The sequence below is a fragment of the uncultured Escherichia sp. genome (assembly GCF_948475835.1).
In the GTDB taxonomy this organism is placed as follows: Bacteria; Pseudomonadota; Gammaproteobacteria; order Enterobacterales; family Enterobacteriaceae; genus ECMA0423.
Genome location: NZ_CAOLGM010000008.1, coordinates 1 through 23217 on the forward strand (window position 1 = coordinate 1; position 23217 = coordinate 23217).

A 23217-nucleotide genomic window follows, 5' to 3' on the forward strand; every position below is an offset into this window, starting at 1 on the left:
ATATGATGTTGGTGGAAACAATATCTATGTATAGGTTATTTTACTTTCTATAAAATTCTGTATGTAAAATTGAGGCCAGTGCTGATGGATTTTCCCATGACATGGAGTGTCCAGCGTTTGGCACTATTGCAACAGATATTCCAGATTCTTTTATTTGCTGGAAATCATTGTCTGGCAATGATTGTTCGCCAAAAATTAGTGTACGTGAACAGGGCAGATTAAGGAATATATCTCTCCATGATGGAGTGGTTCCATCAACCAGACTTTTGGCTCCTCGCCATATTGCCCATGGGGCTGCATTCTGGAGTTCACCTTTCCATGGGGATGTTTCACACTCCAGTAATTCATTATATATATGCGAAATAAACTCTGCTTCTGGTTTCTCTATTATCTTACGGCTATAGGTACCTCCACCAGAGTGAAAATTAGGCTCAGAAACCACAAGCTTTCTTGTTCTCTCATGTAGTTGTCTGGCCACTTCAATCGCAATACTTCCCCCCATACTGTGACCATAAATATGGAACTGTGAGAGATTTAAGGTTTCTACTACTTCAATAACAACTTTAGCTTGATGGGATATGCTGTAATCGAATCCTTTAGGCTTATCACTGAATCCATATCCAGGGAGATCTATCAATATCGCTCGTTGTCCACCAAATGCAGGATCTGCAACAACCCGTGGATATTCATAAGAAGAGGAACAGCCAAGCCCATGAATAAAAACAACAGGAATACCTTTACCAGGTAAATCATGCCAGCGCACATTTGCTCCGGCAGTTAACGAAAATAAACTGAACATAATATATGCCTTTGTTTTTGCTTACAGGTATAACCTGTAACTCTGACAGTAAAGGATCTTTTACCCTTGTTCTTGCCTTACCGTGTCCAGAAGGCTATTGTATATTAAGTAAAACGTCGAGGTTGTTCACTCTGTTTCTGCTATCCATTCCGGGATTTTTGCTTCAAGCTCAAGCTGTGTGGTAAAACCACTGTTATCAATGGTGTGCTCGGCTTTTGCAATAATCCAGTCCTGATTATCAATCTCGCTTTTAAATCCTGTTACCGTGCCATGCATTTCGGGGTAGAGTTCTGCTCGTCCACGTGCCAGCGTGATGGAGAATGATGCGGCTCCGCGTTGTAGCTGCTGCCACTTCGCCGCCGCTGCGCGTCTTGCTGCCTGCTCGTTCTGATAAGTCTTGCGTAACACAAACACATTGCCTTCCGCGCCTTCCATATAATCACCTTCACGGCTGCTGCTTTTCTCCTTTTTGGGTTTTGGCGGTTTGCGGCGTTTCACGCTGACTTTTTTCTTTTTCCCGTAATTAAGATCAAGCCAGTAAGCGCGTACCCCCGTATACGCTTCGCGGTCAGCAATGCGGAACTGATGGCGATCGCCACTGCTGCGTGTGATGGCGAATGAGGGCAACGGCTGGCCCTGTGCGTTCACGCCACCGCCAGGCATGATGAATAACAGATTACCGCTTTTTACCGTGGTGATTGCGCCCAGCATTTCCGCCATGCGCGTAAGGAAGGACATGTCGCTTTCTTCGGTCTGGTCGGCGTGGTCGATTTCAATATCCATCAGTATTTCGCTGATTTGTGGTTTCAGACCGTACCGATGAGCGATGGCGGATACCACACGCTCAACGGTCACATCATGCCAGGACACCTCACGTTTAACGTTAAATTCATCCCGAAAATCTGCGCTTCTGGCTGAAACAGTCAGCCTGTCCGGCGGTCCTTCGTGAGCGATTTCATCAACAATGTAAGTGCCTTTTTCTGTCAGCGGTTCTCCTTTCCAGCCAATGAGAACCGTCAGGCGCGCGCCCCGTGGCGGTAGCTGCAACTGACCATCCGCATCATCCAGCGTGATGGTGAGCTGGTCCGCCTCAAATCCACGGTTGTCGGTCAGTGACAGGCTCATCAGGCGCTCTGCCACGCCTGACAGCGTTTTACCCTCCGCGAGAATATCAAAATCCGGCATTTTTACAGGGTCTGTGCCCTGACTGAGCAATTGCATGGTGGTGTCGGTCATCTGTTCCCTCCCTGTGCGGCATGGTCGCATGTGCGTGCGGAGGGGGTTACTGCTTTTTGTTGTCGCCGTGGCGGGAGAATGGCGCAGGGGTGAGATTACGCGCGTGGTGGGTGATGATTGTTGCCTAATCATTTAACGGATACAAGGGGCTGAAGCTATGAGTGAAACTCGTTTTCATGGTGCCCGTGTTACGGAAAATACCGACCTGGTAACAGCGATTAACGATGTTGATTCCAGTGTTATCGGTATCGTGGCAACGGCGGATGATGCGGACGCGAAGCTGTTCCCGCTGAACAAGCCCACACTGCTGACCCGCGTCAATGACGTGCTGGGAAAATGCGGAACAACGGGGACGCTTTATCGTGCGCTTAAGGCTATCGCAGACCAGGTGAGCACAAAGGTGATCGTCGTTCGCGTGGCTGAACACAAAGAAGAGGGCGGTAAGACGCAGGATCAACTGGTTATCGGTGGTTCTGAATCTGACGGCAGCTATACGGGGATGTATGCGCTGCTTGTTGCAGAGCAGGAGGAAAGCATCGGATACCGTCCGCGTATTCTGGCCGCGCCGGAGCTGGACACGGAGGCGGTAACAAAATCCCTGTGCGTGATTGCGGGTAAACTGCGCGCGTTTGTGTATGCCTCATGTCACGGCTGTAACACGATGGCTGAGGCAATTACCTACCGCCAGAAATTCAACGAACGTGAGGTGATGCTCTTATGGCCGGACTTCATCGCCTGGAACCCGAAAAGTGGCAAAAACGAAGTGTTCCCCGCGCCTGCCTATGCGTGCGGCCTTCGTGCGTACATTGACCATGAGCAGGGCTGGCACAAATCGCTGTCCAACGTTCCGGTTAAAAATGTGCTGGGAATGTCCAGACATGTGTTCTGGTCGTTGCAGGCCGAAGGCAGTGATGCCAACAGCCTCAACAACCAGGAAATCACGACCATTATTCGTCGCAACGGGTTCCGCTTCTGGGGCAACCGCACACCGGAAACAAAAGCCTACATCTTTGAGGTGTATACCCGTACCGCACAGGTCCTGGCTGACACGATTGCGGAAGCGCAGTTTGAAACCATTGACAGCCCATTAACACCCGTGAATGTGAAGGATGTTATCAGTGCCGTCAGGGCAAAACTGGATTCACTGGTTACTGCCGGGAAACTGATTGGGGCGTCGTGCTGGTATGACGTGGTGGATAACGGCACCACGGATTTACGTCAGGGGCGGGTGCGTATTCGCTACAAATATACGCCAGCTCCTCCACTGGAAGACATGGAACTTTACCAGTCGTTTACTGATGAATTCTTTGGACCCGCATTTGCGGTTCTGGGAGGTGCCTGATGGCTGTACCAAAACATCTTCGCTTTTTTACGCTGTTTGTGGATGGTGAAAACGAAGTGGGTAAGGTGACGTCTGTCACCCTGCCTAAACTGACGCGCAAAACCGACAGCTACCGGGGTGGTGGCATGATGGGCGCGGTAAGTATTGATCTCGGTCTGGACGACTCCGCGCTTGATGCGAGCTTTGTCATGGGGGGCGCAGTTCGTGAGCTGTTCCTTAAGTATGGCGGCACGATTGACGGCACGCTGCTGCGTTTTGCGGGCGAATACTACACCGATGCAGAAAGCGACCTGTATGAAGTCGAAATGCGCGGACGTGTGACGGAAATTGATATGGGGGAAGCCAAGCAGGGCGAAGCCACGTCGCACACTTACGCCATTAAAAACACCTACTACAAGCTGAGCGTTAACGATCGTCCGTTGTGGGAGATTGACCTGCTGAACTTCATTTACCGGAAGGACGGTAAGGACATTGTGCCCGATCGCATCCGTTCCGCACTTGGGCTTGGCTGATAAGTAATATGCAGGCGGCGCAGTGCGTCGCCTCTGACTGAAAGGAGTTTCCTGATGAAAGAGACGAAAAACATCGATACCGAAAACACGGTAGTTGCTGATACTGTGAAAGAAACCAGTGAGCGTGGCGTAAAACTTACCCAACCCATTGAGCGTGGCGGCGAAAAAATCACGTTTGTGGAGATCACCGGGGCTATTGAGCAGGCTGGATCTCTGCGAGATTTGTCGCTGTCTGATGTGCTGAATCTGAAAGCGGAATCCATGTTTACGCTGCTGTCACGCGTGACATCACCGCGACTGGATGAAGTGACGATCAAAAAAATGGCATCCCGTGACTTTATTCAGTTATGCGTGGTTGCCGTAAATTTTTTGAGCGGTGCGGACTCTGGCGGGAAGAACGAACAGGCGACGGAAGCCTGATCACAGTTTTGTGCTTTGAGCACATAGAAGACTTTGTGGCAGATATTGCCGTTATTTTTAACTGGTCGCCCGCCGAAATCTTCATGATGACGCCCGGCGAAGTGGTTAGCTGGCGTGAGCGGGCGGCACTTCGCAGCGGGAATGCAGACAATGAAGACTCTTGATATCCGGGTCGCTTTCAGCGCCGTTGACAGGCTGACCCGGCCTGTCGAAAGCGCCCGCCGTCTGATGGGACAGTTTGGTGACTCCATCCAGCGAACGCAGGGGGCGATCAAAAATCTTGAGCGTCAGGCGCGTTCATTTGAGCGCGCCCGTGACGCTGTCAGTAAAGCGGATGCGGGCATCGTGAAAGCACGACGCCAGCTTAACGCCCTTCAACAGTTACAACGCTCGGGGACAGTGCTCAGCGAAAAACAACAAAAGCTGATGCAGCAGTTAAGCACCCGGCTTGAACGCCTGAACGAATCGCGCACACGGGAAATTCAGAAAATGCGGGAACTTGGCGGAGAGCTGAAACGCCACGGCATTTCCCTGACAGGTAGCGATAACACCATCCAGCAGGCCATCAGACGCACCGAACAATACAACAACCAGCTTGAACGCGAACGGCAGGCGCTTGCGCGTGTAACACGGGCGCGTGAGCGGTATTCGCGCGCGCAGGAAACAGCGGGAAAACTGAAAACGGGTGGTGCGCTGGCAATTGGCGCGGCAGCGGCTGGCGGCTATGCTGCCGGGCGTTTTTTACAGCCTGCCATCGGGTTCGGGAAAGAGATGTCCCGCGTTCAGGCACTGACGCGAATCGACAAAAACAGCCCGCAGTTTAAGGCGCTGCGTGAGCAGGCGTTAAAACTTGGCTCTGAAACACAGTTCACCGCAGGCGATGCCGCCAGTGGACAGAGCTTTCTGGCAATGGCTGGCTTCACACCAGAAGCCATTCAGGCTGCGCTTCCCGGCGTGCTGAACATGGCAACGGCTGGCGGTATGGACCTCGGCGAGACGGCGGATATTGGCTCAAATATCCTGACGCAGTTCGGCCTTTCTGCTGACCAGATGGACCGGGTCGGTGACACACTCACCGCAGCGTTTACCCGAACCAACACTGACCTTCGCGCACTGGGTGAAACCATGAAATATGCAGGTCCGGTGGCGGGCAAGCTGGGAATATCGCTGGAGCAGGCCGCAGCAATGGCGGGTGTGCTGGCGAATATGGGGATCAGGGGGAGTGATGCCGGGACGGCAATGCGTGCCAGCCTGGCTCGTCTGGTAACACAGCCAAAGGCAACCGCTGATGCTTTGAAAGAACTGGGTGTGGCCGTCTCTGACGCGAACGGCAAAATGCGCCCGATGGAGAATGTGCTGGCCGACCTTTATAAAGCCACCCGCAAATACGGGGAAGTTGACCGGGTATCGTTCTTTAAGGACATTGCCGGAGAAGAGGCTTTCACATCGTTTATGGCGCTCGTTGATGCGGCGGGTAACGGTTCCTTACCCAAACTGAGAAAAGAGCTTGAAGCTGCGCGCGGTGAGGCAGAGCGTACAGCAAAGGTTATGGCCGACAACCTTGACGGCGACCTGAAATCACTCGGCAGCGCATGGGAAGGGCTGCGTATTCGCATCAGTGATCTGATTGATGGGCCGCTGCGTTCTGTCACACAGTGGCTCACGCGTGTGGTCACAAAGGTGACGGCGCTGGCACAGGCCCATCCGGTACTGACGCGCCAGTTGCTGATTGCAGGCGGTGCGCTGCTGGCATTGACAGCAACCGTAGGCTCGTTATCGCTGGTTGTTGGGGTGCTTTACGGGAAGCTGGCCACGTTGCGTCTTGGTTTTTCTCTTCTGACCAGTTCCATGAATGTTGTCAGGGTGTTGCCTGCACTATGGGGAATGGTGACGGGTTCCGTCTCTTTGCTGGGCGGTGCTCTCGGGACGCTGTTCAGTCCGGTTGGTCTGGTTGCTGCTGCACTTGTGGCTGCGGCGGTTCTCATCTGGAAATACTGGGACCCGATTAAGGCATTTTTTGCCGGGGTGTTCAGCGGAATTATGGAAAAGCTGGCTCCGCTGCGTGAAACCTTTGAACGGTTTGGCCCTGTTTTTGACATAATCGGAAGCGGGATCAGCCAGGTGTTTAACTGGTTTAAATCGCTGCTGTCACCGATGGAGTCCAGCAAGGAAACACTGGATAAGTGCACCAGTGCTGGCGAGGTATTTGGTAACGTTCTTGGTGGTGCGCTACAGCTTGTTCTGACGCCTGCAAAAATGCTGCTGGATACGCTGGCGTGGATACTTGAAAAGCTCGGTGTGCTTCCGGATGAAGCGGAAAGGGCGAGAAAGAAAATCGAAGACGCACAGCGTGCGGCCATTCTTCAGGATAAGGTTGCCTTGCTTCAGGGGGATCTGGCGAAAATCAATCCGCCGAAGCCAGCGGAAAATGGCACCGGAGGCGATAAACCCAAAGACAACAAACCGCTCACAGACAGCAATACCGGTACGCAACGCAGACTCAGCAAAATTGCTGATAACACAGGTAAGCTGGTTGATGAGACGAAAAAACGCATTGGCCCCGGCGATATTGTCTTTAAGAACCTGCCACGCGCACTTGCCGTTCGTGGGGAGTGGCAGGAGCGGAAGATTGCGCAGGTCAGTAAGCCTGCCCCCGCAATCAATATCACACCCGTGGTCCCGGCTCCGCTGCCTCCGGCGCTGGTCCCTGTTGTTGCTGCCAGCTCCCGCCCGGTGGCGGAGGCCATACGATCGCCAGTGGCATCTGTTCCTGCTCCTCCCCGTAACCGGGAGCCTGTTGCCTCCGGATTTGGTGGTGAAATTCATGTTCATCTGCATAACGTTGTTACGCAGAATCCCCGCGAACTGGCGAAACTGGTCGGTGAAATGGTCAGGACAGAAATGGAACGACGTGACCGTGCCGGACGTGGCCGTTTTTACGATAAAGATTAAGGATTCATGGTCATGATGATGATTTACGGTATGTTTGTTTTTGAGTTGCGCACATTGCCGCATCAGCAGTTGCAGCAAAACAAAAGCTGGCGGCATGTGAAAAATGAACGCGTTAACCGTTCTGCAAGCTGGCAGTATATCGGTGCAGGTGATGATCGCATCGTTCTTTCCGGCGTGCTTTATCCTGAAATTACAGGTGGCGAAGTGTCACTGTCGCTGCTGACCACACAGGCGTATACAGGGCGACCCTGGCCTCTGATTGATGGTGTCGGACATATTTATGGCATGTATGTTCTGACCGAAACGAATACGACCCGTTCTGAGTTAGATCGCTACGGGAAAGCGAAGAAAATAGAATTTTCCCTGACGCTGGAGCGATGCGACGAAGATCTGCGGGAACGCCTTCAGTCCTCCTCATTCAGCGATATGGTGTCAGAGCTAAAGGGAAAAGTGACCGCATCCCTGAATAATACGACAAGTTCAGTTAAAGCACTGTTCTGATATGAAGTGAACCGCTGATAACCAGTCTGGTCACAGCGGTAAGTTTTTATAAAAAGAAACTGTCGGAATTGCCGGGGCTGGTTTTATCCGGTTATCCGATAGATTGCCGGAAACATTAATTATTCTGGCTTCTCCGGCAGTTTAATATCCGTTGTTATTTCAGGATTGATATCATCGAGTTTTATTGTGTAGATTTCCCATGCTTTCAGCAGTTCTTTTTCTTCATCTGATGCAAGTTCCAGACGAACTTTTCGCTCAAGCTGAGCGATGCGTGTTTCCGCTTCTTCTGATAACGCTGCTTTGTGTTTTCTGACAGCATCAATCCTGGCTTTTCTGGCTGCTTCTTTGTCCTCCACCCAGCGATGGCCATCCCATCTGTCAAATTCGCTTGTGGGTTTGTGCATTGTTAATATTTCGGGCAACGGACCAATAAAATTAATGGTTACGGACTCTCTGGTTTGTGTATTAAAGGCTTCCATCCCACGATAATCGTCGACAATTTCCCAGGCTGTTCCATCTTCCGTGCGTCGAACCGCCTGACTGGCTTTTACTGGTAACTGAGGTTCATCCAGATATGCACCTTCTGACAGGGACACATCGAACATGACATATTCCATGGTGGACCCCATGTATTCGCGTGTTACAGGATTAGCAAGGTAGCATTTAACCCATCCGGCCACGCTGGCCAGACCGTTATCACCAATTTTTCCTTCCTGAATATTGACGTTATATTTTTGCATTATTTAGCCCTCACGATATATAAAAAAGCGATATTTCGCGGACGCGTTTCATTTGCACCTTCATCATTTCCTACAGTGCGAATCGTTACCGAAAAACCACTGCCTACTGGATATTCATAATCCATAACTGGGGTATTGCCGAATTGCTGACTGAGGATGCGTCTTCCTGTATCCACACCACGACCATTATCCCAGCCACGAATAAATTCACCGCGCAAATCCGGCAGGACACCACCTGGATAGGCAGAAGCCAGCCCGGGGTAGGTGGACGGGTTAAATCGCTGTCCGTTACAGATTAAGTAACCCGATGGCGGTGTGGCTAATGGCCAGGGAAGTGGTGCTCCCACAGGATATATGTCCAGACCGTCCAGAAGCGAAGTTAAATCAGATTTTAATGCCAGTTCCCCATCCTTATCCGGGAAGCTGTAATAAGTCCATTTTCCCCTGCGTTTCAGTCCAATGTTATTTTTTAGTCCCGGTTCGAGCCTGAGACCGTTTACATCATTTAATGTGTAGATACTGAAAATATCCCTGACTTCAATACTTCCCTGAAAACGCTGAATTGTACTTTTCGTCAGGTATGCAACACTTCCTGAATCCGGATACCTGGTATCTGATTCGGCTTTTGTATAGCAGTCAACGGGCTGGTTATTATCTAATTTTGACTGCAGATCAGCGATTGCCCCTTTTACAAATTTTGTCGTGGCCAGCTTATTGCTGTTATCCGCTTTATCCGCAGTTGGTGCAGTCGGGGTGCCGCTAAACGCCGGAGATTCTTTGTGGGCATACTGGGTATGTGGATCAGATGCTTTTTGATGGTCCTCCAGTCCCTTATCCTGACGTTCAGCTTTCTTTTTTAAATATGCTGTTCTGTTTGCCAGTTGTTCAGCCTGTCGGTTTGCAATCCCCCCTGGACCACCCAAAACTGGATCAGAAACTTCAAGCTGGTAAATGCCGTCTTCCCAGACAGCAGATTCATTTAGTTTCGCCATTACTGATGACTCCCATAATTATAATTACTGTCATAACAGGCTTCTGCGTTATAACGAACGGGTACAGACTGATAATCAAGGCTAATAAGATGGCATCGCGCGGGGGCAAAAAATGAAAGTACACGGCGTAATAATGTTGCCTGGTCATTAGTTATTGGCCTCTGTAATATTACTCTGTATATAGCCCAGGAACTTTCGTCACCATAAAGGCAATACCCATTGAACTGTCTTTGGCCGTTATAATGTAATCCCCCCAGGCCTTCGATTATGTCTACCTCCCCAAAACCGAAACGCCGAATAATCTCTCTGACTGACCACGGCGTTCCTTTGTAGCGGTGCAGCTCGATAGCAGATTTGATAAGCATGCGACGAACATCGTCCGATTCAGCAAGCTCCCAGCCATCACCGAACAGTGAGAACTGCTCGCCCAACCATGGCAGCGCGGAACTGTCGACGATATCGACGAGACAGACCATCAGTACGCTCAGGTCAATGTTATCCAGCCGCCCGGCCAGTCTTCCCAGTGTTCTGAGACTGATATCACCCTCAAGCGGTGGCGGGAGTTGTAACGGCTCAGTCATCGGACACTCCGGTCATGTTAAGAGTGATCGCCGTACAGTTTGCCCATTCGTTTTCTGCCAGCACCCGTAGTGTCGGTGTCACCAGTTCAACCTGGTACACCCCGGAAACGGACAGCACACTGATAATCTGGCTGGGAACAATATCGCGCCCCAGCGTGGCAGTACGAGAAGCCACCCAGTTCTGTATGGCACTGTTAGCGTTATCCTTTACCGAGTTGGCATCCTGATCACGATAGATCGTAATCCTGGCTTCAATAGTGTAATCCACTTGAACAGGTGTTTTCGCCCGCACGGTATCAGTGAGCGGCCTGACTTTTTCGTCAGAACAGAAACTCTCTACCAGAGTGAGGATACTGCTGTCTGGCAGACCAGTACTGAGCAGCGGATACAGCTCGACAGTGCCAGGAACCGGGGATAGCACGGCGACGTCGACAATGCTGGGATGCGCGCCCATAGCATGAAAACGGTATGCACCACGGCTTCCGGCATTGGTGAAGGACTCCGGGGCCAGCCTGATACGCTCCCGGAGTCGGTCATTGTCTTCCTGCTCTGAACCACCAGAACTGGCCGTCAGATTGGTCACCAGCAGGTCAACATTATCAATCTCATCAAGCAACTGACTGACCTGCGCAGGTTGCCAGCCGTTGCCAGAGGTACCCGGCTCGGTACAGGTGGCCGGGGCATTGACCAGTTGCAATCCGGCCTTCAGCACCACATCTGTATTGGTGGCAAAAATAACACTGTCGGAAGCGCTGACACGGGTGCCTGCCGGGATCAGCACATCAATGGCCAGTGCCTCATCCAAGGAAAACTGAAGTGTGGTGGTGGCAGGCTGCGCGGCAAGGCGGTACACACCAACCAGTTCACCGAGGTAGTCAATCATCGGCTCGCGGGAAAAGGCGACCAGATTCAGCTTCGCCGCTTCCTGTACCGCCACCCTGACCAGGGTTTCACGATAGGCCCACAGGTCGATCAACAGACGTTCTGCCTGCGCCGGATACAGCTTTTTTCCGGTATCTGCCTCATATTTCGCAATCATTTCTGCCGTGATTTTATCGGCATCGCGTTCAATAAAATCGGGTTCTGTCAGCGCCATAGCAGTTCCTGAGTACGGGGTTGTCCGTCTGAGCCTTTCCAGCTCACCCGGAGCGTAAGATGTTCGCCGTCGACGGCGGGTTTAACCGACATAAGCTGGCAGCGGGGTTCCCAGCGCCTGATGGCATCGACGGATTCGCGAACCACATGCGGAATGGCCCGGTCGACAGGCCAGTCGATATAAAGGTGCAGATTGCTGCCGAACTCCGGGCGATGCGGGTCGCTGCCGCGGGGAGTCCGCAGGATGATCTGGATGGACTGCCGGATATCATCCAGCCCCCGGACGATTTCGCCGGGAGCCTGCAGAGCTGGTTGCCAGAATACTGAGGTCGTTTTCATAGGAGCAGTATTGCCCCCGGAAGGGAACGCCGATATTAAAGGCGTTTAAGAAACTTCAGTGCGAGTGATGATTAGAGTTCTGGCCATCTGACAACATACTGCCTGTCGAGTGGGCATTGCCGTTAATTTCAAGGTTGCCATTTACAGTGGTGGTGTCAGCGGTCAGAACAATAGTTTTCCCTTTCAGGCTGATATCCACTGCAACCTCGATCACCACATGCTCAATACCGCCTTTGACTGTCAGCGTATGGGTCGCGCGGTTATAACTGAACTCCGCGCCATCAGCGTATTTCGTGCCCCGGACGTTTTTATCACTGAACGGTGGTTTATCGACGTCTGAGTACACCGCGCCCAGTATAACACCATCCTCGCCGTTAGCATCGAGCAACACCTCAACTTGTTCCCCCACGTCAGGGAGCCAGTAATCCTTATTATCCTGGGTATTGTGCTGCAGCACGTTAAGCCAGTTTGTGCGCAGGTTATCGCATTCAGGCAGACGCACGCGGGCCTGAACCCTGTCTGCATCAACGGCACTGACCGTACCGACCTGACGGGTGACACCAGTCATTTTTTCTTCTCCTTAATCACCGTCGATGTACTGCCATCCGGGTGATAAACCGTGAGTTTCTGAGTTTTTTGTTTTTTCCCTCTTGTGACTGGCCCCCGTGCCACTTCCAGCTCTGTGGTGTAGCCGCTGTTACGCTCAAACGCATGGCGGGCAGTAATTATCAGCCATGGACCGGATAACTGTCCAAAGCCCACCAGTTCAATTTTGTTGCCTGCTGTCAGTTGAGGCGTTCCCGTCAGCGTCAGGGAGCCGTTCTGCTGGTATTCGTTATATCTGGCCAGTGCTGAATCCGCTTTAATCCGGGCACTGTCCGGGTCGCTGACACGGCTGTTAACTTTAAGTGAGTCAGCGCTGGTAACCTTACCACCTTTGAGCTTTTTGTCGCTTTCACGGGTACCACCATCAGCTTCGTAGACGATCAGTTTTTTACTGCTGCTTTTCTGGTGTTTTACCTTTGCAGATTTATAGACCCGGTTGATGGTGTCACGCAGGGAAAAGCGGGCCACATCCTGCGGTTTTAACTGCCTGACCGGCTCCTGACTGCGCAGTGTGGCCAGATGAGAAAAAATCAGCTGGTCACTGACAACTTTCACTGCATAACCATACTCGCTGGCCAGCCGGCGCAGAAAACCCACGTCGGTTTCAGCATACTGGGTCACCCGGTCGATTTTGATGGACTCAATGCTGCCCACCAGTTTCAGCCGGTGCTTTCTGGCAATCCGCCCCGCAACAGCCGCCAGCGTGGTGTTCTCAAAACCACGGCTGGATTTAGTCCGCAGAGCACTGTTAACCGAGGTGGCCACCCCACGGATAGCGACAACGGACGCGGGCGAACTCACTTCGATCTCGTCTATTGAAAATGTACCGCAGGACAGCAGTTTCTCGCCCTGATAGCCCATTTTCAGCGTCAGAGTATCACCCTTACCCGGATACCACTTATCCAGCCAGCGACCATCGGTATCGTCCAGCTCCACCTCGATGGTATCGGACTCATTTTTGATGTTATCGCTCCAGGTCACACGGGTAACATAAGGCGCGATATCTGAGGTGATGTTTTTCTGCAGATACCACAGAGTGAATACCGGTGTCAGCACATCACTGACGCCGGTTAACGCTGATGCGCCTTGCGAAGTGCTCTTTATCTCAGCCATGGGGCAATATCCTCTTCTGTACGGGCATCTTCAGCCTCAATAACCGGGATCAGTAACAACAACCCGGAGGGCAGCACTGGCGTAATGGCCACGTGCGGATTGGCGGCAATAATCCGGGGATAGCCCAACGGGTCACCGTAGTACTGCCATGCCAGCGAATCCCAGCGCTCTCCGTCACAGGTAATATGTTCAAGAAACATCACACACTCCTCGTCAGTATTCTGGCGGCCATTGCACTTAATCCCGGAGACATGCGGTTGAATGCGGTGCCGGCAGCGTTAAGCTGCCCGGAAACGGTATCCAGAGCACCTGCAATATTTCTTTTGTCCACACCACTCAGCGCCGACTGCGCCTGCTGTACACACATGACTGCTTCGCTGGCTGTTCTGGCCAGACTGATGGCATCGGGCATGGATTCAGAGAGAGCATTAAATGCCGGAATACTTTTCCCCAGAGATCCGGATATATTACCCAGTCCGCTCATCAGTCCCGGCACACGGGTCAGCGCGACAACGGGGTTACCTTTCATTTTCTGCGCCACCCGAACGGCACTGATGGTAGTCTGGAGTACAGACTGCGCCTGTTTCGCATAGTTGACACCGTTACGGACGAACTGAGCCACCCCGGAAGGCGATGGAACAGCACCAGATACGGCCCCGGCTCCGGGAACCTGCCTGCGTATTGCCGGCGGTTGCAGAGGATTTTTGGGGTCACCGGTGTATTCCCGGAGAGACACGGTGGCACTGACAGCCAGCACGTTACCGGTGCTGTCTGTCTGCTCGCTGGTTGCGGTCACATCGGTAATCACGAACCAGCCGCGATAGTCACCGTTGCCGAAAACCAGCGCCAGTGCCTGATGGGCCTTCATGGCTGTTCGCAGTCTCGCCAGCTCCACGTCGGGCACACAATAATGCTGATGGAAGATCAGACTTATCTGGATTTCGTCCAGCCTGTCGCCGACGAACTGCAGGCCGGGTTTACCCTCGATGCGGGCATGCTCCGCATAATCGACGCCGAACGTGGCCTCGAAGCCGTCCCAGTAGGTAATCAGTTCAAACTCAATATCACCCAGTACGGCAAACATCAGCTGTACTCCTTACGTTGTTTCTGAATCAGCAGACGCTCCAGCATTTTTTCCAGCTCATGCAGGCTCATATTCAGGGCACCAGTCAGCCCGGCAGGCGCTGCGGTTTCCTTACCATTGAGGAAAAACTGAGGATTAAAGCTGATCTGGATACTGCCAGACGTTCCACCGCCAGTGGCAGTTGCTCCACGGCCTGAATATCCGGCAGTCATAATTTCCGGCGACGGGATACGGGGAACATCCGGTGTCATTTCAGCGGCCAGACGCTGCCCGGCCAGAGCTGCAAGCGGAGTGGTTCGTTGCAGGCCAATGGCGGCCCCCTGTGCGATATTGTCACCAAATCCCATAAATACTCGACTCGGTGAATGGATGCCCAGCTTTTCGCTGAACCAGCCACTGATGCTGTCACTCATTTCGGTTATGCTGGTTTTGAGCGACTCCCATTTGTTTCTGATGCCATTTATCAGCCCGTCGATAAGATGACCACCGAAGTCGGTGAACTTCGTCGGCAAATCAACGCCGAGATATTTCAGCGCAGCTGCAAAGGCTTTATAAAGCAGCCCCGCAGGAGACCAGTTAACCAGCAGTTTACCAATTCCCACTATACCGCCGTTAAAGGCTTCTTTAATGTCAGCCCAGCGCTGTTTAAACCAGCTACTGACTGCGCCCCAGTTACGGTAGATAAGGTAAGCTGCTGCCGCAACGGCGGTGATAGCGAGACCGATGGGATTCATCAGCAGCGCCCGGCCAATCCAGAGAACGGCACGCCCGGCGATCATAATGCCGCGAACCAGCCCCCCTGAGAGCACACTACCCAGTGTTCTGGCTCCTCTGGCGACGGCACCAAAACCTGTCACCAGCCAGCGGAGCTTACCGCCTTCCCCCAGTGCAAGCGTCAGACGAAGCCAGTTGGCCCGAAGCAAAACAGCATTTTTCCAGACGCTTACAAAGGGGGAAATAAGGAGATTCAGCCCAAGCTTGAGACCGATAGTGGCCATCCTGAAAGCGAGTAATGCGCCCACAACCTTTATGGTGCTGCTGACGAGCTGCGGATTTGCCGCTATCCATTTGCCAACGCTGTCCATTAAAGGAATAAATGTTTCACCCAACTGGAGCAAAGCCGGACGCAAGGATTGCCCGATGCTGATAGCAGAATCATTAAAGCCGATCTGCATTCTGCGCCAGCGACCTTCAAGCGTATCATTCTGCTTTGCAGCATCCTTATCCAGGGTAGACATTGCAGCCGGAGCATTCATTTCCTGCTTACTGGAAAGGTATTTATCCCAGCCCTGTCGCATTGACAGTAAATGGTTGACAGTCTGAATATCGGTAAAGACCTCAGCCAGACCAAATGACTCCATGAGTTTCTGCTGACCTTCCTGATCGCCTCTTGCTCCTGCGACTTTCCATTGCTGCAAAAACGCTTTGCCTTTACTGTCGATAAAACGGTTGGCAATCATCAGTGAAGCTTCGTACTGCGAAAAACCCTGAGCGACGTAATTCTGCATTGACCCCTGGTAATCTACCCCGGCTTTAGCATATTTCTGGATGGTATCTCCGCGGCCCATCGCTGCCAGCCAGTTGGACATATTGGTGACCGCTTCCTCTGCAGAGCCACTACCTTTACCGACCTCCAGACTGGCAACAATCTGGGTAATTGCATCTTTTCCATAAATGCCACGAGCAGCGAAGGCTTTAGCCATACCGGGTAATGCTTTTGCCATATCCTTCAGCTCAAATGACCCAAGTTTGGCTCCTGTTGCCGCAATACCAAACGCCTGTTCCAGTTCTTTCGCATCGGTGATTCTGAGCGCATCGCTGAAGGCATAAGTCATTTTGGCAAGGTCGGTCATATCGGCTTTGGTTGCTGTAGCGGTCTTTCCAAGCATCTCTGCAAACGTTGCTGCCCGTTCAGGGGCCATACCATCAGCAACTAATTGTCCGACTCCCCCTAACAGAGACTCCTGCAGTTGGTTAACCTTCAGTGCGGCCTGTCTGATAGCCAAGCCAATTGCACGTTCCTGTTTTGCATCCAGGTCTCCTGTGACACTGATATCCCGCAACTGTGATTCAAACGAGGCATATTGTTTAACCGAGGCTATGACCGGTGCGCCCAGCGTTCTGCCAATAGCATAGGTTTCTGCACCCTGACCATAGAGCGCCATGCGGTTAGCCTTCAACGCATCATCGGTGGCTGATACTGCTGACAGACGGCGCTGCTGACGTTCAATTTGCTCCATGGTGCGGCTTACCCGCAGCAACTCGCTGTTGAGACGCTGCATCCGGGAAGAACCCAACTGACCATAACGTTCTGTTGCCCGGGTTAAGGCATTCTGACGTTCCTGCAGACGGCGGGAGGTATCACCAAGGGAATCAAGGGCGCGTCGGGTGCCACTGACGGCTGAGCGGAAGCTGCTCCCGACAATGCCGCCAATAATGACGCCGACTGAAAATTCACTGGCCACGGTGGCTATCCTCTGAAAGCAAAAAAAACGGAAGGGAAGTATCTGAAACCCATGTAGAACAGCCGCGACTGACGGCTGTTAAGTGATACGTTGTTACTGATTGTCGCCGAACTCGCTTTTGATTTGCTCTTCAGCCTGCTCCAGCCACATCTCCAGATCGTCAGTATCGAGGGCATCAATCTCCCCCGGCTGAAACCTGAACCACCTTGCCAGCAGCCCCTGCGCCTGCGTCAGCGTTTTTGTCGCTCTTGTCCAGCCCAGTGATTTTCTGAAATCGTTTCTGCAGCTCCATATAGTCGGCAAGATCCATGTTATCGAGGTCCTCCGGGAGGATACCAGTGCTACGGGCAATCAGCGGTTCGTCCCAGTCTGCCGGGTCTTTGTTGATTTTGCGCACCTGCTTCAGGTCTTTTACCGTCAGGCGTTTCAGTTCAATCTGCTCAATTCTGGTGCCGGCAGCAGTGGTGAAAGGATAAGACAGCGTAAAAGTATCTGGCTGGGTCTGTGACATGATCGTGCTCCTGTGTAAGTTCAGGGCAGTATGTCTGGCGGTGGACGTGACGGATATTAAAGGAGATTAAGAAGAAAGGGGCCGGAGCCCCTGTGATATCAGCAAGTGCGAAACCCCTTGCAGTTACGCAGGAAAGCGATGAGAAGCGCCTTTCCCTCAGATTTGTCGATGCCGGAGAACCAGTGATCGGGTGGCTCCCATGCTTCAATCAAATCCGCCAGTTTGCGGGCCTTTGAACGCGAGCAGTCAATCGGGTCATTGGTTTTACGGGTATTAAAAAGGGTTTCCACCCCCGGAATATCAAGGAGGGTAAACCACGTACCATTTGACATGCCCAGTGCCGCACATCGTCCTCCTTTATCCGTCAGTTCAACACTCACCGTCAGCCTCCGATATTGATGCGGTAGTCGGTCAGTTGATCAACGCCACCGACGCGGAAGATGTTGGCCAGGTAGTCCAGCATCAGCAGCTCTTCACCATCCAGTACCTGTCTGATATACGTGCAGGTGAAGCTGCTGGAGAACTCGGCGTTCTCGTGCTGTTTGAACGTCCCCAGCGGGTTCTTCTTGAACATAATTGTCAGGAAGGTGACCAGCGGGATTTCGTCAATCAGCCCCTGCGAGCTGTAGCGCTGGACGCTGGAGCGACACTGCAGCGCCAGCGACCTGTACGGGTTCGCGGCAGACAGCATCGCATCGCGGTAAAAGCTGTTCCATTTGATTTCGCCTTCCAGTTTGTCAAAACCAGCCGGGAGTTCCACCTTACCCACCATCCCCAGTGCCTTGTGTTCCTGCATAATCATGGAGACATCGGGGAGTTTAACCTCCTCAGCCCGTCCCAGCAGGTTAGTACCATCCAGATAGATGTTGGCATTCGTGATTCGGTTTATCTCAATCTTTGACATCAGTTGCCCCCTTTCAGGGTTAACAGGTATTCCGAGGTGATCTCAGTCTCAAACGTCAGTCGTTCCAGCGGCGGTGGTGGCGTGTATTTGTAGCTCAGCAGCAGGTGACCGGCGGCCAGTTCCGTCTCCGGATTGCGGGCCGGATCAAACCAGCAGTTGAAGCCCAGCAGGGCACCATCACTAATCATCTTTCGACCGTAGGCGTTGACCGACTCCGTCAGTGCATCAATCAGCGCCTGAGTAATCGGCATGTCGATGTACTGCTGACTGAAGTAACGAATGGACTCGTTGATCACATCACCGGTGCGACGAACGTTCTCAAAGTTGCGCATATGGGTGACCGTTGGCCATGCTGCCATCCGGTTCCCCCACAGACGAAGGCCGCTGCCGTAACTGCTGAATACCGTGGTGATCCCCTGTTCGTTAAGCAGGTTCACCTCGCTCTGCGGATCGTCAATCATTGCCGACAGCTGGCGCTCCACGCCGGTGATCCCCAGAATTTCCTGATTGGAGGATGACCACCAGTACCCTTTATCCAGGTCGACTTTGGCACGCAGGCCCGCAGCACGCTGGCTCAGTGGCTCCAGACGCTCCGTGTTCGTCACCGGGTCATATACCTTCACATGCGGGTAGCACAGGCGGACACGGTCAGAGCTGGTATTAAAGTTAATGTTGCCTTCCGGGCCACGTCCCGCCAGAGCCTGCGCAAAAGTGGTACCAACCGGCGCATCAATATAGGTTACTGCTCCCAGTTTCTCAGCCATGGCGATAAGCTCAACCGAGACGCTGTTCTGGGTGCAGAATACCGGAGCAATCAGGATTTTGGCGAAGTAGCCAAACAGGTTAAAACTGTCGTTAAGCAGCTTCATGCCGGTACGGTTGCCTGCAGCGTTAACGGTACCGATGATATCAGCCGGGGTGACTTTGGTCGGATCAGCATAGTTATAGCTGGCCTTCACCGTTGCATCTGCAGCAATGCTTTTACCCAGGTTAGTAATCACCCCGGTCTGTGCATCAAGCGAGTAGTCCTGACCTTCAACATAAGGCTGACCGTCGCTGTCCGGTTTCAGTACCAGCTGCGCGACCACCGGATTAGCCAGCCGGGCTCTGCCTGTCGCCTTGTCGAACGACACATTCTCACTGACCACAGCGGTTTTATGCACAGACGGATCGAGGACGTTAATGACCAGAACGGTGCCTGCACCATGGTCATAAATCGCATCCAGCGCCTGCGGAATGGTAAAGCCGGTGAACTGGCTGCCAAATGCCGCCGCGTCTTTCTCAGACAGGCACTGTACCAGCGTATTGACGTCCCCCATTGGTGCGGTACCAATCAGGCCAATAACGGCAGATTTCACCGTTTTAACCGGGCGGGCACCGTTTTCCACTTCAATGGTTTCGACGCCATGCAGATAGTTAGCTGCCATGGGAGTCCTCCGTTTTCACTTCGCTGTCACTGCTGCTTCTGCGCTTTGGTGACTGCACAGCCGGTGTGCCGGCGGGTTTTGTCTCTTCAGATACCGGCGTCAGATGCTTCAGCGCCACCAGTACCTTCACGTAGTCATGCTCCTCCGGCAGGGAAACAGTTTTCCCCGGCCAGAGCAGGACTTCGGTTCCGTCCGACAGCGTGACGCCGCTGGCCGGGCCGGAATAGCGGTATGCTTTCATCACTCGCTTTCCTCATAGTTCACTTCGGTTAACAGCGGGCCGGACGGTAAATCGCTGTCTTCGATAAAGACGCTTTCAGTCGCGAAGTCGAGGGCGTATTGCCACAGCCCCCTGACTTCACCGATAAACACCTCGCGGGTCAGCCAGATACGGCGGCGGCACCCGGGCGGGGTGTAGCCACCGAGAATGCGGCGGACAGCATCCAGGACATTAATCGCCCCTTTTTTACCGTTGAGCTGGCGGAAGACCACCGTGACGCAGAGCTGGATAGTCTGAGGCTGGATCACCGCACCGGTATCATCCGGCCTGTCAAAGCGCGAACCGGCATAGCTCAGCAGCAACGCGCCGACAGAATGATTGAGGCGATATTCGGACGGCTTTTCCGGGAAGTACTCAACCTGCAGCTGAGGCAGCTTCTCGCGCAACCGGGCCAGCACCGCATCAAGGACGGGCAGAACGTTCATCAGTATTTCTCCAGTAAGCCGTCACGACCGCCGAAAGTGGCCGGACGGCTGCGTACACGAAACTCGCCAGGCTCAGGCACATCTTTCTGAGTGGACGGCAGCCCCAGCGTGAGCCTGTTATCACGTAACTCCCTGAGTTGCCGCAGCGCTTCTTTGTGGTCATCCTTCACCGTATCCGGGAGGTCACCTTCCGGGCGGCGGGCGTAGAGCCGGTAACGGACCAGCGTGATGGCAATGTCCCGCAGAACAGTCGGTATCTCTGCCAGTGGCAGGATATAGCGTCCGCGCAGATGGGCATCAATCAGCTCGTCGGCATAGCGGATACAGCTGTCCACCACACGGGTATTCACTGTTGCAGGCGAGTCGAAGTCCATCTCTTCACTGGTGAGCTCGATCAGCGTTCGTTCCGGCACCTGCGCAAGCAAATCCTCCAGGGTGCAGTACATGTCACACCCCGCGCAGGATACGAATGACGTCGCCTTCACCCCCGGCTTCATCAAGTGCAATACCACAGGATTTACCGTCGCCGGACTGCGGCACGGCTCTGGCCTGAGCATCTGACTGAACAGCCACACCACGGCTGACAGCGGCCCCGGCCTCGACAGCAATAATGCCCAGAACGCTCACCGGCGTGCTGTCGCCGGTAACAGCATCCACTTCGGCAACCCCGAGCGCTGCGGCACCGGCTTTACAGGGGGTATTATCTGCCCCGACAAAACGCTGCTGTGCCAGTGCGGCCCCTGCCGTTACGGTTGTGATCAGAATGACCTGCTGAGTGGTTCCCATAACGCCTCCTTATTTACTGATACCGGTAATGAGATACCCGGCATCGCCACCAACCACGGCGACTTTGTAGATATCGGTATAACGGCAGTACTTCACCTTGCCGCCGGCTCCGTCGTACTTGTCGGCAACAGGCATCCCCTTACGGCGCAGGGTGTAGCCGAAGGACGGCTCGTTCTCGTCCGCGCTGTCCGCCCCCGGCTGCGGCTTGCCGACGTAGTGCAGCATCAGATTGTCTCCCCAGATATCCGTCGGCACGCTGTCCTTATCCATTGCCGCTTTCATGGACGGCAGGGAGACAGGAGCACCGATGACGATCTCTTCGATCTGAAAGAGGTCCTGCAGGATCTCCGTGGTGATGCGCTTGCGTTCGTTGGCTCCGATGGCTGCCTGAATTGCCGGGTGGAACTTCAGCAGCGCCATCACGCCGGCCCCCATGGTCATCAGGTTAGGACGCAGCCCCGTGGCCGTACGGACCGCTTCCATACCGGCTTCAATCACCCCGATGGGGTCCCCCTTACCACCGGCCCAGCGGTCGCCGGCTGTCAGTTTTTTAACGTGCCCGGTACGGTAGACCTTTTCATCCTGAGCCAGACGGGCGGCGATAAGTTCACGGCGCAGATTCACGCCATTCGTGGCGCGACGGATGGCCTTGCTCTCCTCGTTAAACATGGACTCCGCCTGTTCGCGATAGTCCACTGGCGCAGCCAGATCGTGCTCACCCAGCACCAGATCAAGCGTGCCGGTTTTCTCACGGACCAGAACATTGCTGTCCGCCCCGACGGCACGCTCGGTGTCATATTCCACAAAGGCGGTTTTCCCGAAGGTCGGCACACGCACGCCTTCCTTGTCCGTCAGCACGACGGGGAAAATACGTTCGCCAATGAATGCGGCATTTTTATAGCCTCGGGCGATACTGGTCAGTACCGGATCAACGACACGTTTACCTTTTAAGTAATCAGACATGCTCTCTCCTTAAATTACAGGCAGCGTGCGACAGCAGCCTCATAGCTGATGCCTTCTTTTTTGGACAGGGCCACTGCTTTCTGATGCAGGGCCAGACGCTCAGGATCGGCTTCTGCAAACTCCGCCACATCCACCTTCACCGCGTCGCCGACACGATCCTTTGTGGCCTGTTCGGCGAAGTTCATCACCGGCTCCCCGTCGGAGAGCAATGAACGGAAGGCGGTGGCCAGCGGTGTGCGGCTTTCCCCCTCAGCAAACTCCACCGGCTTGTCGCCACCGGCGACGGCATCCAGCAGGGCAACCACCACGGAGGAGGCGCGGGGAGCCAGACGACCCTCTGCGACCAGTTTTTCTGCAAAGGCCACATTGTCCTTATGCAGTTGATCCTGTCTGACCTGTGCATCACGCGCATCGCGATCAGCAGCCTGCTGCTTCAGGCGGCGGTTCTCCTCCTGAAGGGCTTCAATCTCTTCTTTTGTCATCGATGATTCCTCGTTACTTTTGGAAGACAGCACCTGGCCTGTCTCACTGAATTGCGCACCTGCTGCATCCTGCGACGGTGTGTCGCGGTACGCCTCTTCGCGCAGACTGTTGAGCTGCCATTCCGGCAGGACTTTTTCTGCCTCGTCCAGACTGAAGCGGGCGATCAGAAAATCGCGCAGCTTTCCCCACAGGGAGGCATTCGTGATGGCCTGCCAGTCGGCGAACTCCACCACACCTTCTTCCTGCTCACTGAAGGACACCTGTTTCAGCCCTTTGACGGAAGGTGGCTGTGCCCCGAGAAAGCCCACATGGCGAAGGTAGAGCACGCCGGGCTTCGGATTGGACGGTGAATCCGGGAGGTAGAAAGAGGCGGATACCTTTTTGAATCGCCCGTCGGTGACCATCTCAGCAAACTGCGGGTCCAGCTGGGCAGGCTCTGCCATCAGATCGGCGCCGCTGAGCGACAGGGCTTTCACCCAGCCCCACGCCGGGTCTTCCGTTCTGGGATGACCAATCACGAGTGGAGCTTCATGGACGGACGGGTCATAGGCTTTCACGCAGGCGGCAAGATCGTCTGGCGTGAACGGCAGTTTTTTGCCGTGCATATCGGTATGAGTACCGGCTTTAAAAATGTGAATGGCTGGCATTTTGCTGTCCCGCG

At 53.6% G+C, this 23217-nt stretch carries 29 protein-coding genes; 6 read left to right on the top strand and 23 right to left on the bottom strand.

The window, feature by feature from the left end; genetic code table 11:
* Positions 1-40 precede the first annotated feature (40 nt).
* The gene (locus QZF50_RS02950) at positions 41-799 is read right to left on the bottom strand and encodes an alpha/beta hydrolase (RefSeq protein WP_061892411.1); all 759 of its coding nucleotides are present in this window, start codon (positions 797-799) and stop codon (positions 41-43) included.
* Between the two features lie 126 nt (positions 800-925).
* The gene (locus tag QZF50_RS02955; protein WP_061892410.1) at positions 926-2035 is read right to left on the bottom strand and encodes a phage late control D family protein; all 1110 of its coding nucleotides are present in this window, start codon (positions 2033-2035) and stop codon (positions 926-928) included.
* A 157-nt stretch (positions 2036-2192) separates the two neighbouring features.
* Here QZF50_RS02955 and QZF50_RS02960 point away from each other — a divergent pair, with 157 nt between their 5' ends.
* Genes QZF50_RS02960 through QZF50_RS02985 form a run of 6 tightly spaced genes read left to right on the top strand, consistent with a single transcriptional unit; the run spans position 2193 to position 7762 of the window.
* Positions 2193-3377: a phage tail sheath family protein gene (locus tag QZF50_RS02960; RefSeq protein ID WP_061892409.1), complete on the top strand. Its 1185-nt coding sequence runs from the start codon at positions 2193-2195 to the stop codon at positions 3375-3377.
* Positions 3377-3889 (top strand): phage major tail tube protein, encoded by a 513-nt coding sequence (locus QZF50_RS02965; protein WP_000290450.1) that lies wholly within the window; start codon positions 3377-3379, stop codon positions 3887-3889. Before QZF50_RS02960 ends, QZF50_RS02965 begins: the two co-directional genes overlap by 1 nt.
* A 54-nt stretch (positions 3890-3943) precedes the next feature.
* Positions 3944-4309: a hypothetical protein gene (locus QZF50_RS02970; protein WP_061892408.1), complete on the top strand. Its 366-nt coding sequence runs from the start codon at positions 3944-3946 to the stop codon at positions 4307-4309.
* 8 nt (positions 4310-4317) lie between these two features.
* A complete protein-coding gene (locus QZF50_RS02975; RefSeq protein ID WP_000333495.1) occupies positions 4318-4473 on the top strand; it encodes a GpE family phage tail protein in 156 nt (51 codons plus the stop codon).
* The gene (locus QZF50_RS02980) at positions 4460-7261 is read left to right on the top strand and encodes a phage tail tape measure protein (protein WP_061892407.1); all 2802 of its coding nucleotides are present in this window, start codon (positions 4460-4462) and stop codon (positions 7259-7261) included. The genes QZF50_RS02975 and QZF50_RS02980 overlap by 14 nt, the downstream gene beginning before the upstream one ends.
* A 12-nt stretch (positions 7262-7273) precedes the next feature.
* Positions 7274-7762, top strand: coding sequence for a phage tail protein (locus QZF50_RS02985; RefSeq protein ID WP_061892406.1), 489 nt, complete (start codon positions 7274-7276; stop codon positions 7760-7762).
* A gap of 119 nt (positions 7763-7881) precedes the next feature.
* On the opposite strand, the gene QZF50_RS02990 is transcribed toward QZF50_RS02985, so the two are convergent.
* The 21 genes from QZF50_RS02990 to QZF50_RS03090 all read right to left on the bottom strand — a co-directional run bounded on the left by QZF50_RS02990 (position 7882) and on the right by QZF50_RS03090 (position 23203).
* On the bottom strand, positions 7882-8502 hold the full coding sequence (locus tag QZF50_RS02990) for a tail fiber assembly protein (RefSeq protein ID WP_290377784.1): 621 nt from the start codon (positions 8500-8502) through the stop codon (positions 7882-7884).
* Complete coding sequence (locus QZF50_RS02995) at positions 8502-9494, bottom strand: phage tail protein (protein ID WP_061892572.1); 993 nt, start codon at positions 9492-9494, stop codon at positions 8502-8504. The genes QZF50_RS02990 and QZF50_RS02995 overlap by 1 nt, the downstream gene beginning before the upstream one ends.
* A complete protein-coding gene (locus QZF50_RS03000) occupies positions 9494-10075 on the bottom strand; it encodes a phage tail protein I (protein ID WP_061892573.1) in 582 nt (193 codons plus the stop codon). Before QZF50_RS03000 ends, QZF50_RS02995 begins: the two co-directional genes overlap by 1 nt.
* Positions 10068-11171: a baseplate J/gp47 family protein gene (locus QZF50_RS03005; RefSeq protein WP_061892574.1), complete on the bottom strand. Its 1104-nt coding sequence runs from the start codon at positions 11169-11171 to the stop codon at positions 10068-10070. The genes QZF50_RS03000 and QZF50_RS03005 overlap by 8 nt, the downstream gene beginning before the upstream one ends.
* Positions 11162-11509: a GPW/gp25 family protein gene (locus QZF50_RS03010; RefSeq protein WP_000859112.1), complete on the bottom strand. Its 348-nt coding sequence runs from the start codon at positions 11507-11509 to the stop codon at positions 11162-11164. Before QZF50_RS03010 ends, QZF50_RS03005 begins: the two co-directional genes overlap by 10 nt.
* Before the next feature lie 55 nt (positions 11510-11564).
* A complete protein-coding gene (locus tag QZF50_RS03015) occupies positions 11565-12077 on the bottom strand; it encodes a phage baseplate assembly protein V (RefSeq protein WP_061892575.1) in 513 nt (170 codons plus the stop codon).
* The gene (locus QZF50_RS03020) at positions 12074-13228 is read right to left on the bottom strand and encodes a contractile injection system protein, VgrG/Pvc8 family (RefSeq protein ID WP_061892576.1); all 1155 of its coding nucleotides are present in this window, start codon (positions 13226-13228) and stop codon (positions 12074-12076) included. Before QZF50_RS03020 ends, QZF50_RS03015 begins: the two co-directional genes overlap by 4 nt.
* A complete protein-coding gene (locus QZF50_RS03025) occupies positions 13216-13428 on the bottom strand; it encodes a tail protein X (RefSeq protein WP_171840578.1) in 213 nt (70 codons plus the stop codon). The genes QZF50_RS03020 and QZF50_RS03025 overlap by 13 nt, the downstream gene beginning before the upstream one ends.
* Complete coding sequence (locus QZF50_RS03030; RefSeq protein ID WP_061892578.1) at positions 13428-14312, bottom strand: phage tail protein; 885 nt, start codon at positions 14310-14312, stop codon at positions 13428-13430. Before QZF50_RS03030 ends, QZF50_RS03025 begins: the two co-directional genes overlap by 1 nt.
* The gene (locus QZF50_RS03035; protein ID WP_061892579.1) at positions 14312-16777 is read right to left on the bottom strand and encodes a phage tail tape measure protein; all 2466 of its coding nucleotides are present in this window, start codon (positions 16775-16777) and stop codon (positions 14312-14314) included. The genes QZF50_RS03030 and QZF50_RS03035 overlap by 1 nt, the downstream gene beginning before the upstream one ends.
* A 93-nt stretch (positions 16778-16870) precedes the next feature.
* Positions 16871-17011, bottom strand: coding sequence for a GpE family phage tail protein (locus tag QZF50_RS03040; protein WP_149015931.1), 141 nt, complete (start codon positions 17009-17011; stop codon positions 16871-16873).
* Positions 16953-17288: a phage tail assembly protein gene (locus tag QZF50_RS03045; RefSeq protein ID WP_061892580.1), complete on the bottom strand. Its 336-nt coding sequence runs from the start codon at positions 17286-17288 to the stop codon at positions 16953-16955. The genes QZF50_RS03040 and QZF50_RS03045 overlap by 59 nt, the downstream gene beginning before the upstream one ends.
* Positions 17289-17386: 98 nt before the next feature.
* The gene (locus QZF50_RS03050) at positions 17387-17668 is read right to left on the bottom strand and encodes a hypothetical protein (RefSeq protein ID WP_061892581.1); all 282 of its coding nucleotides are present in this window, start codon (positions 17666-17668) and stop codon (positions 17387-17389) included.
* Between the two features lie 2 nt (positions 17669-17670).
* On the bottom strand, positions 17671-18195 hold the full coding sequence (locus QZF50_RS03055; RefSeq protein WP_171840580.1) for a phage major tail tube protein: 525 nt from the start codon (positions 18193-18195) through the stop codon (positions 17671-17673).
* The gene (locus tag QZF50_RS03060) at positions 18192-19619 is read right to left on the bottom strand and encodes a phage tail sheath subtilisin-like domain-containing protein (RefSeq protein ID WP_061892583.1); all 1428 of its coding nucleotides are present in this window, start codon (positions 19617-19619) and stop codon (positions 18192-18194) included. The genes QZF50_RS03055 and QZF50_RS03060 overlap by 4 nt, the downstream gene beginning before the upstream one ends.
* Positions 19609-19860: a hypothetical protein gene (locus QZF50_RS03065; RefSeq protein WP_171840581.1), complete on the bottom strand. Its 252-nt coding sequence runs from the start codon at positions 19858-19860 to the stop codon at positions 19609-19611. Before QZF50_RS03065 ends, QZF50_RS03060 begins: the two co-directional genes overlap by 11 nt.
* Positions 19860-20324 (bottom strand): Gp37 family protein, encoded by a 465-nt coding sequence (locus QZF50_RS03070; RefSeq protein WP_001101808.1) that lies wholly within the window; start codon positions 20322-20324, stop codon positions 19860-19862. The genes QZF50_RS03065 and QZF50_RS03070 overlap by 1 nt, the downstream gene beginning before the upstream one ends.
* Positions 20324-20770, bottom strand: a complete 447-nt coding sequence (locus QZF50_RS03075; protein ID WP_000271668.1) for a DUF1320 domain-containing protein — start codon at positions 20768-20770, stop codon at positions 20324-20326. The genes QZF50_RS03070 and QZF50_RS03075 overlap by 1 nt, the downstream gene beginning before the upstream one ends.
* Before the next feature lies 1 nt (position 20771).
* Complete coding sequence (locus tag QZF50_RS03080; protein ID WP_000537457.1) at positions 20772-21110, bottom strand: DUF2190 family protein; 339 nt, start codon at positions 21108-21110, stop codon at positions 20772-20774.
* A gap of 9 nt (positions 21111-21119) precedes the next feature.
* Positions 21120-22073 carry a hypothetical protein gene (locus QZF50_RS03085; protein WP_001286905.1) on the bottom strand — a complete coding sequence of 318 codons (954 nt, stop codon included), beginning with the start codon at positions 22071-22073 and terminating at the stop codon, positions 21120-21122.
* A gap of 14 nt (positions 22074-22087) precedes the next feature.
* Complete coding sequence (locus tag QZF50_RS03090) at positions 22088-23203, bottom strand: hypothetical protein (protein ID WP_061892585.1); 1116 nt, start codon at positions 23201-23203, stop codon at positions 22088-22090.
* Positions 23204-23217: the final 14 nt, after the last annotated feature.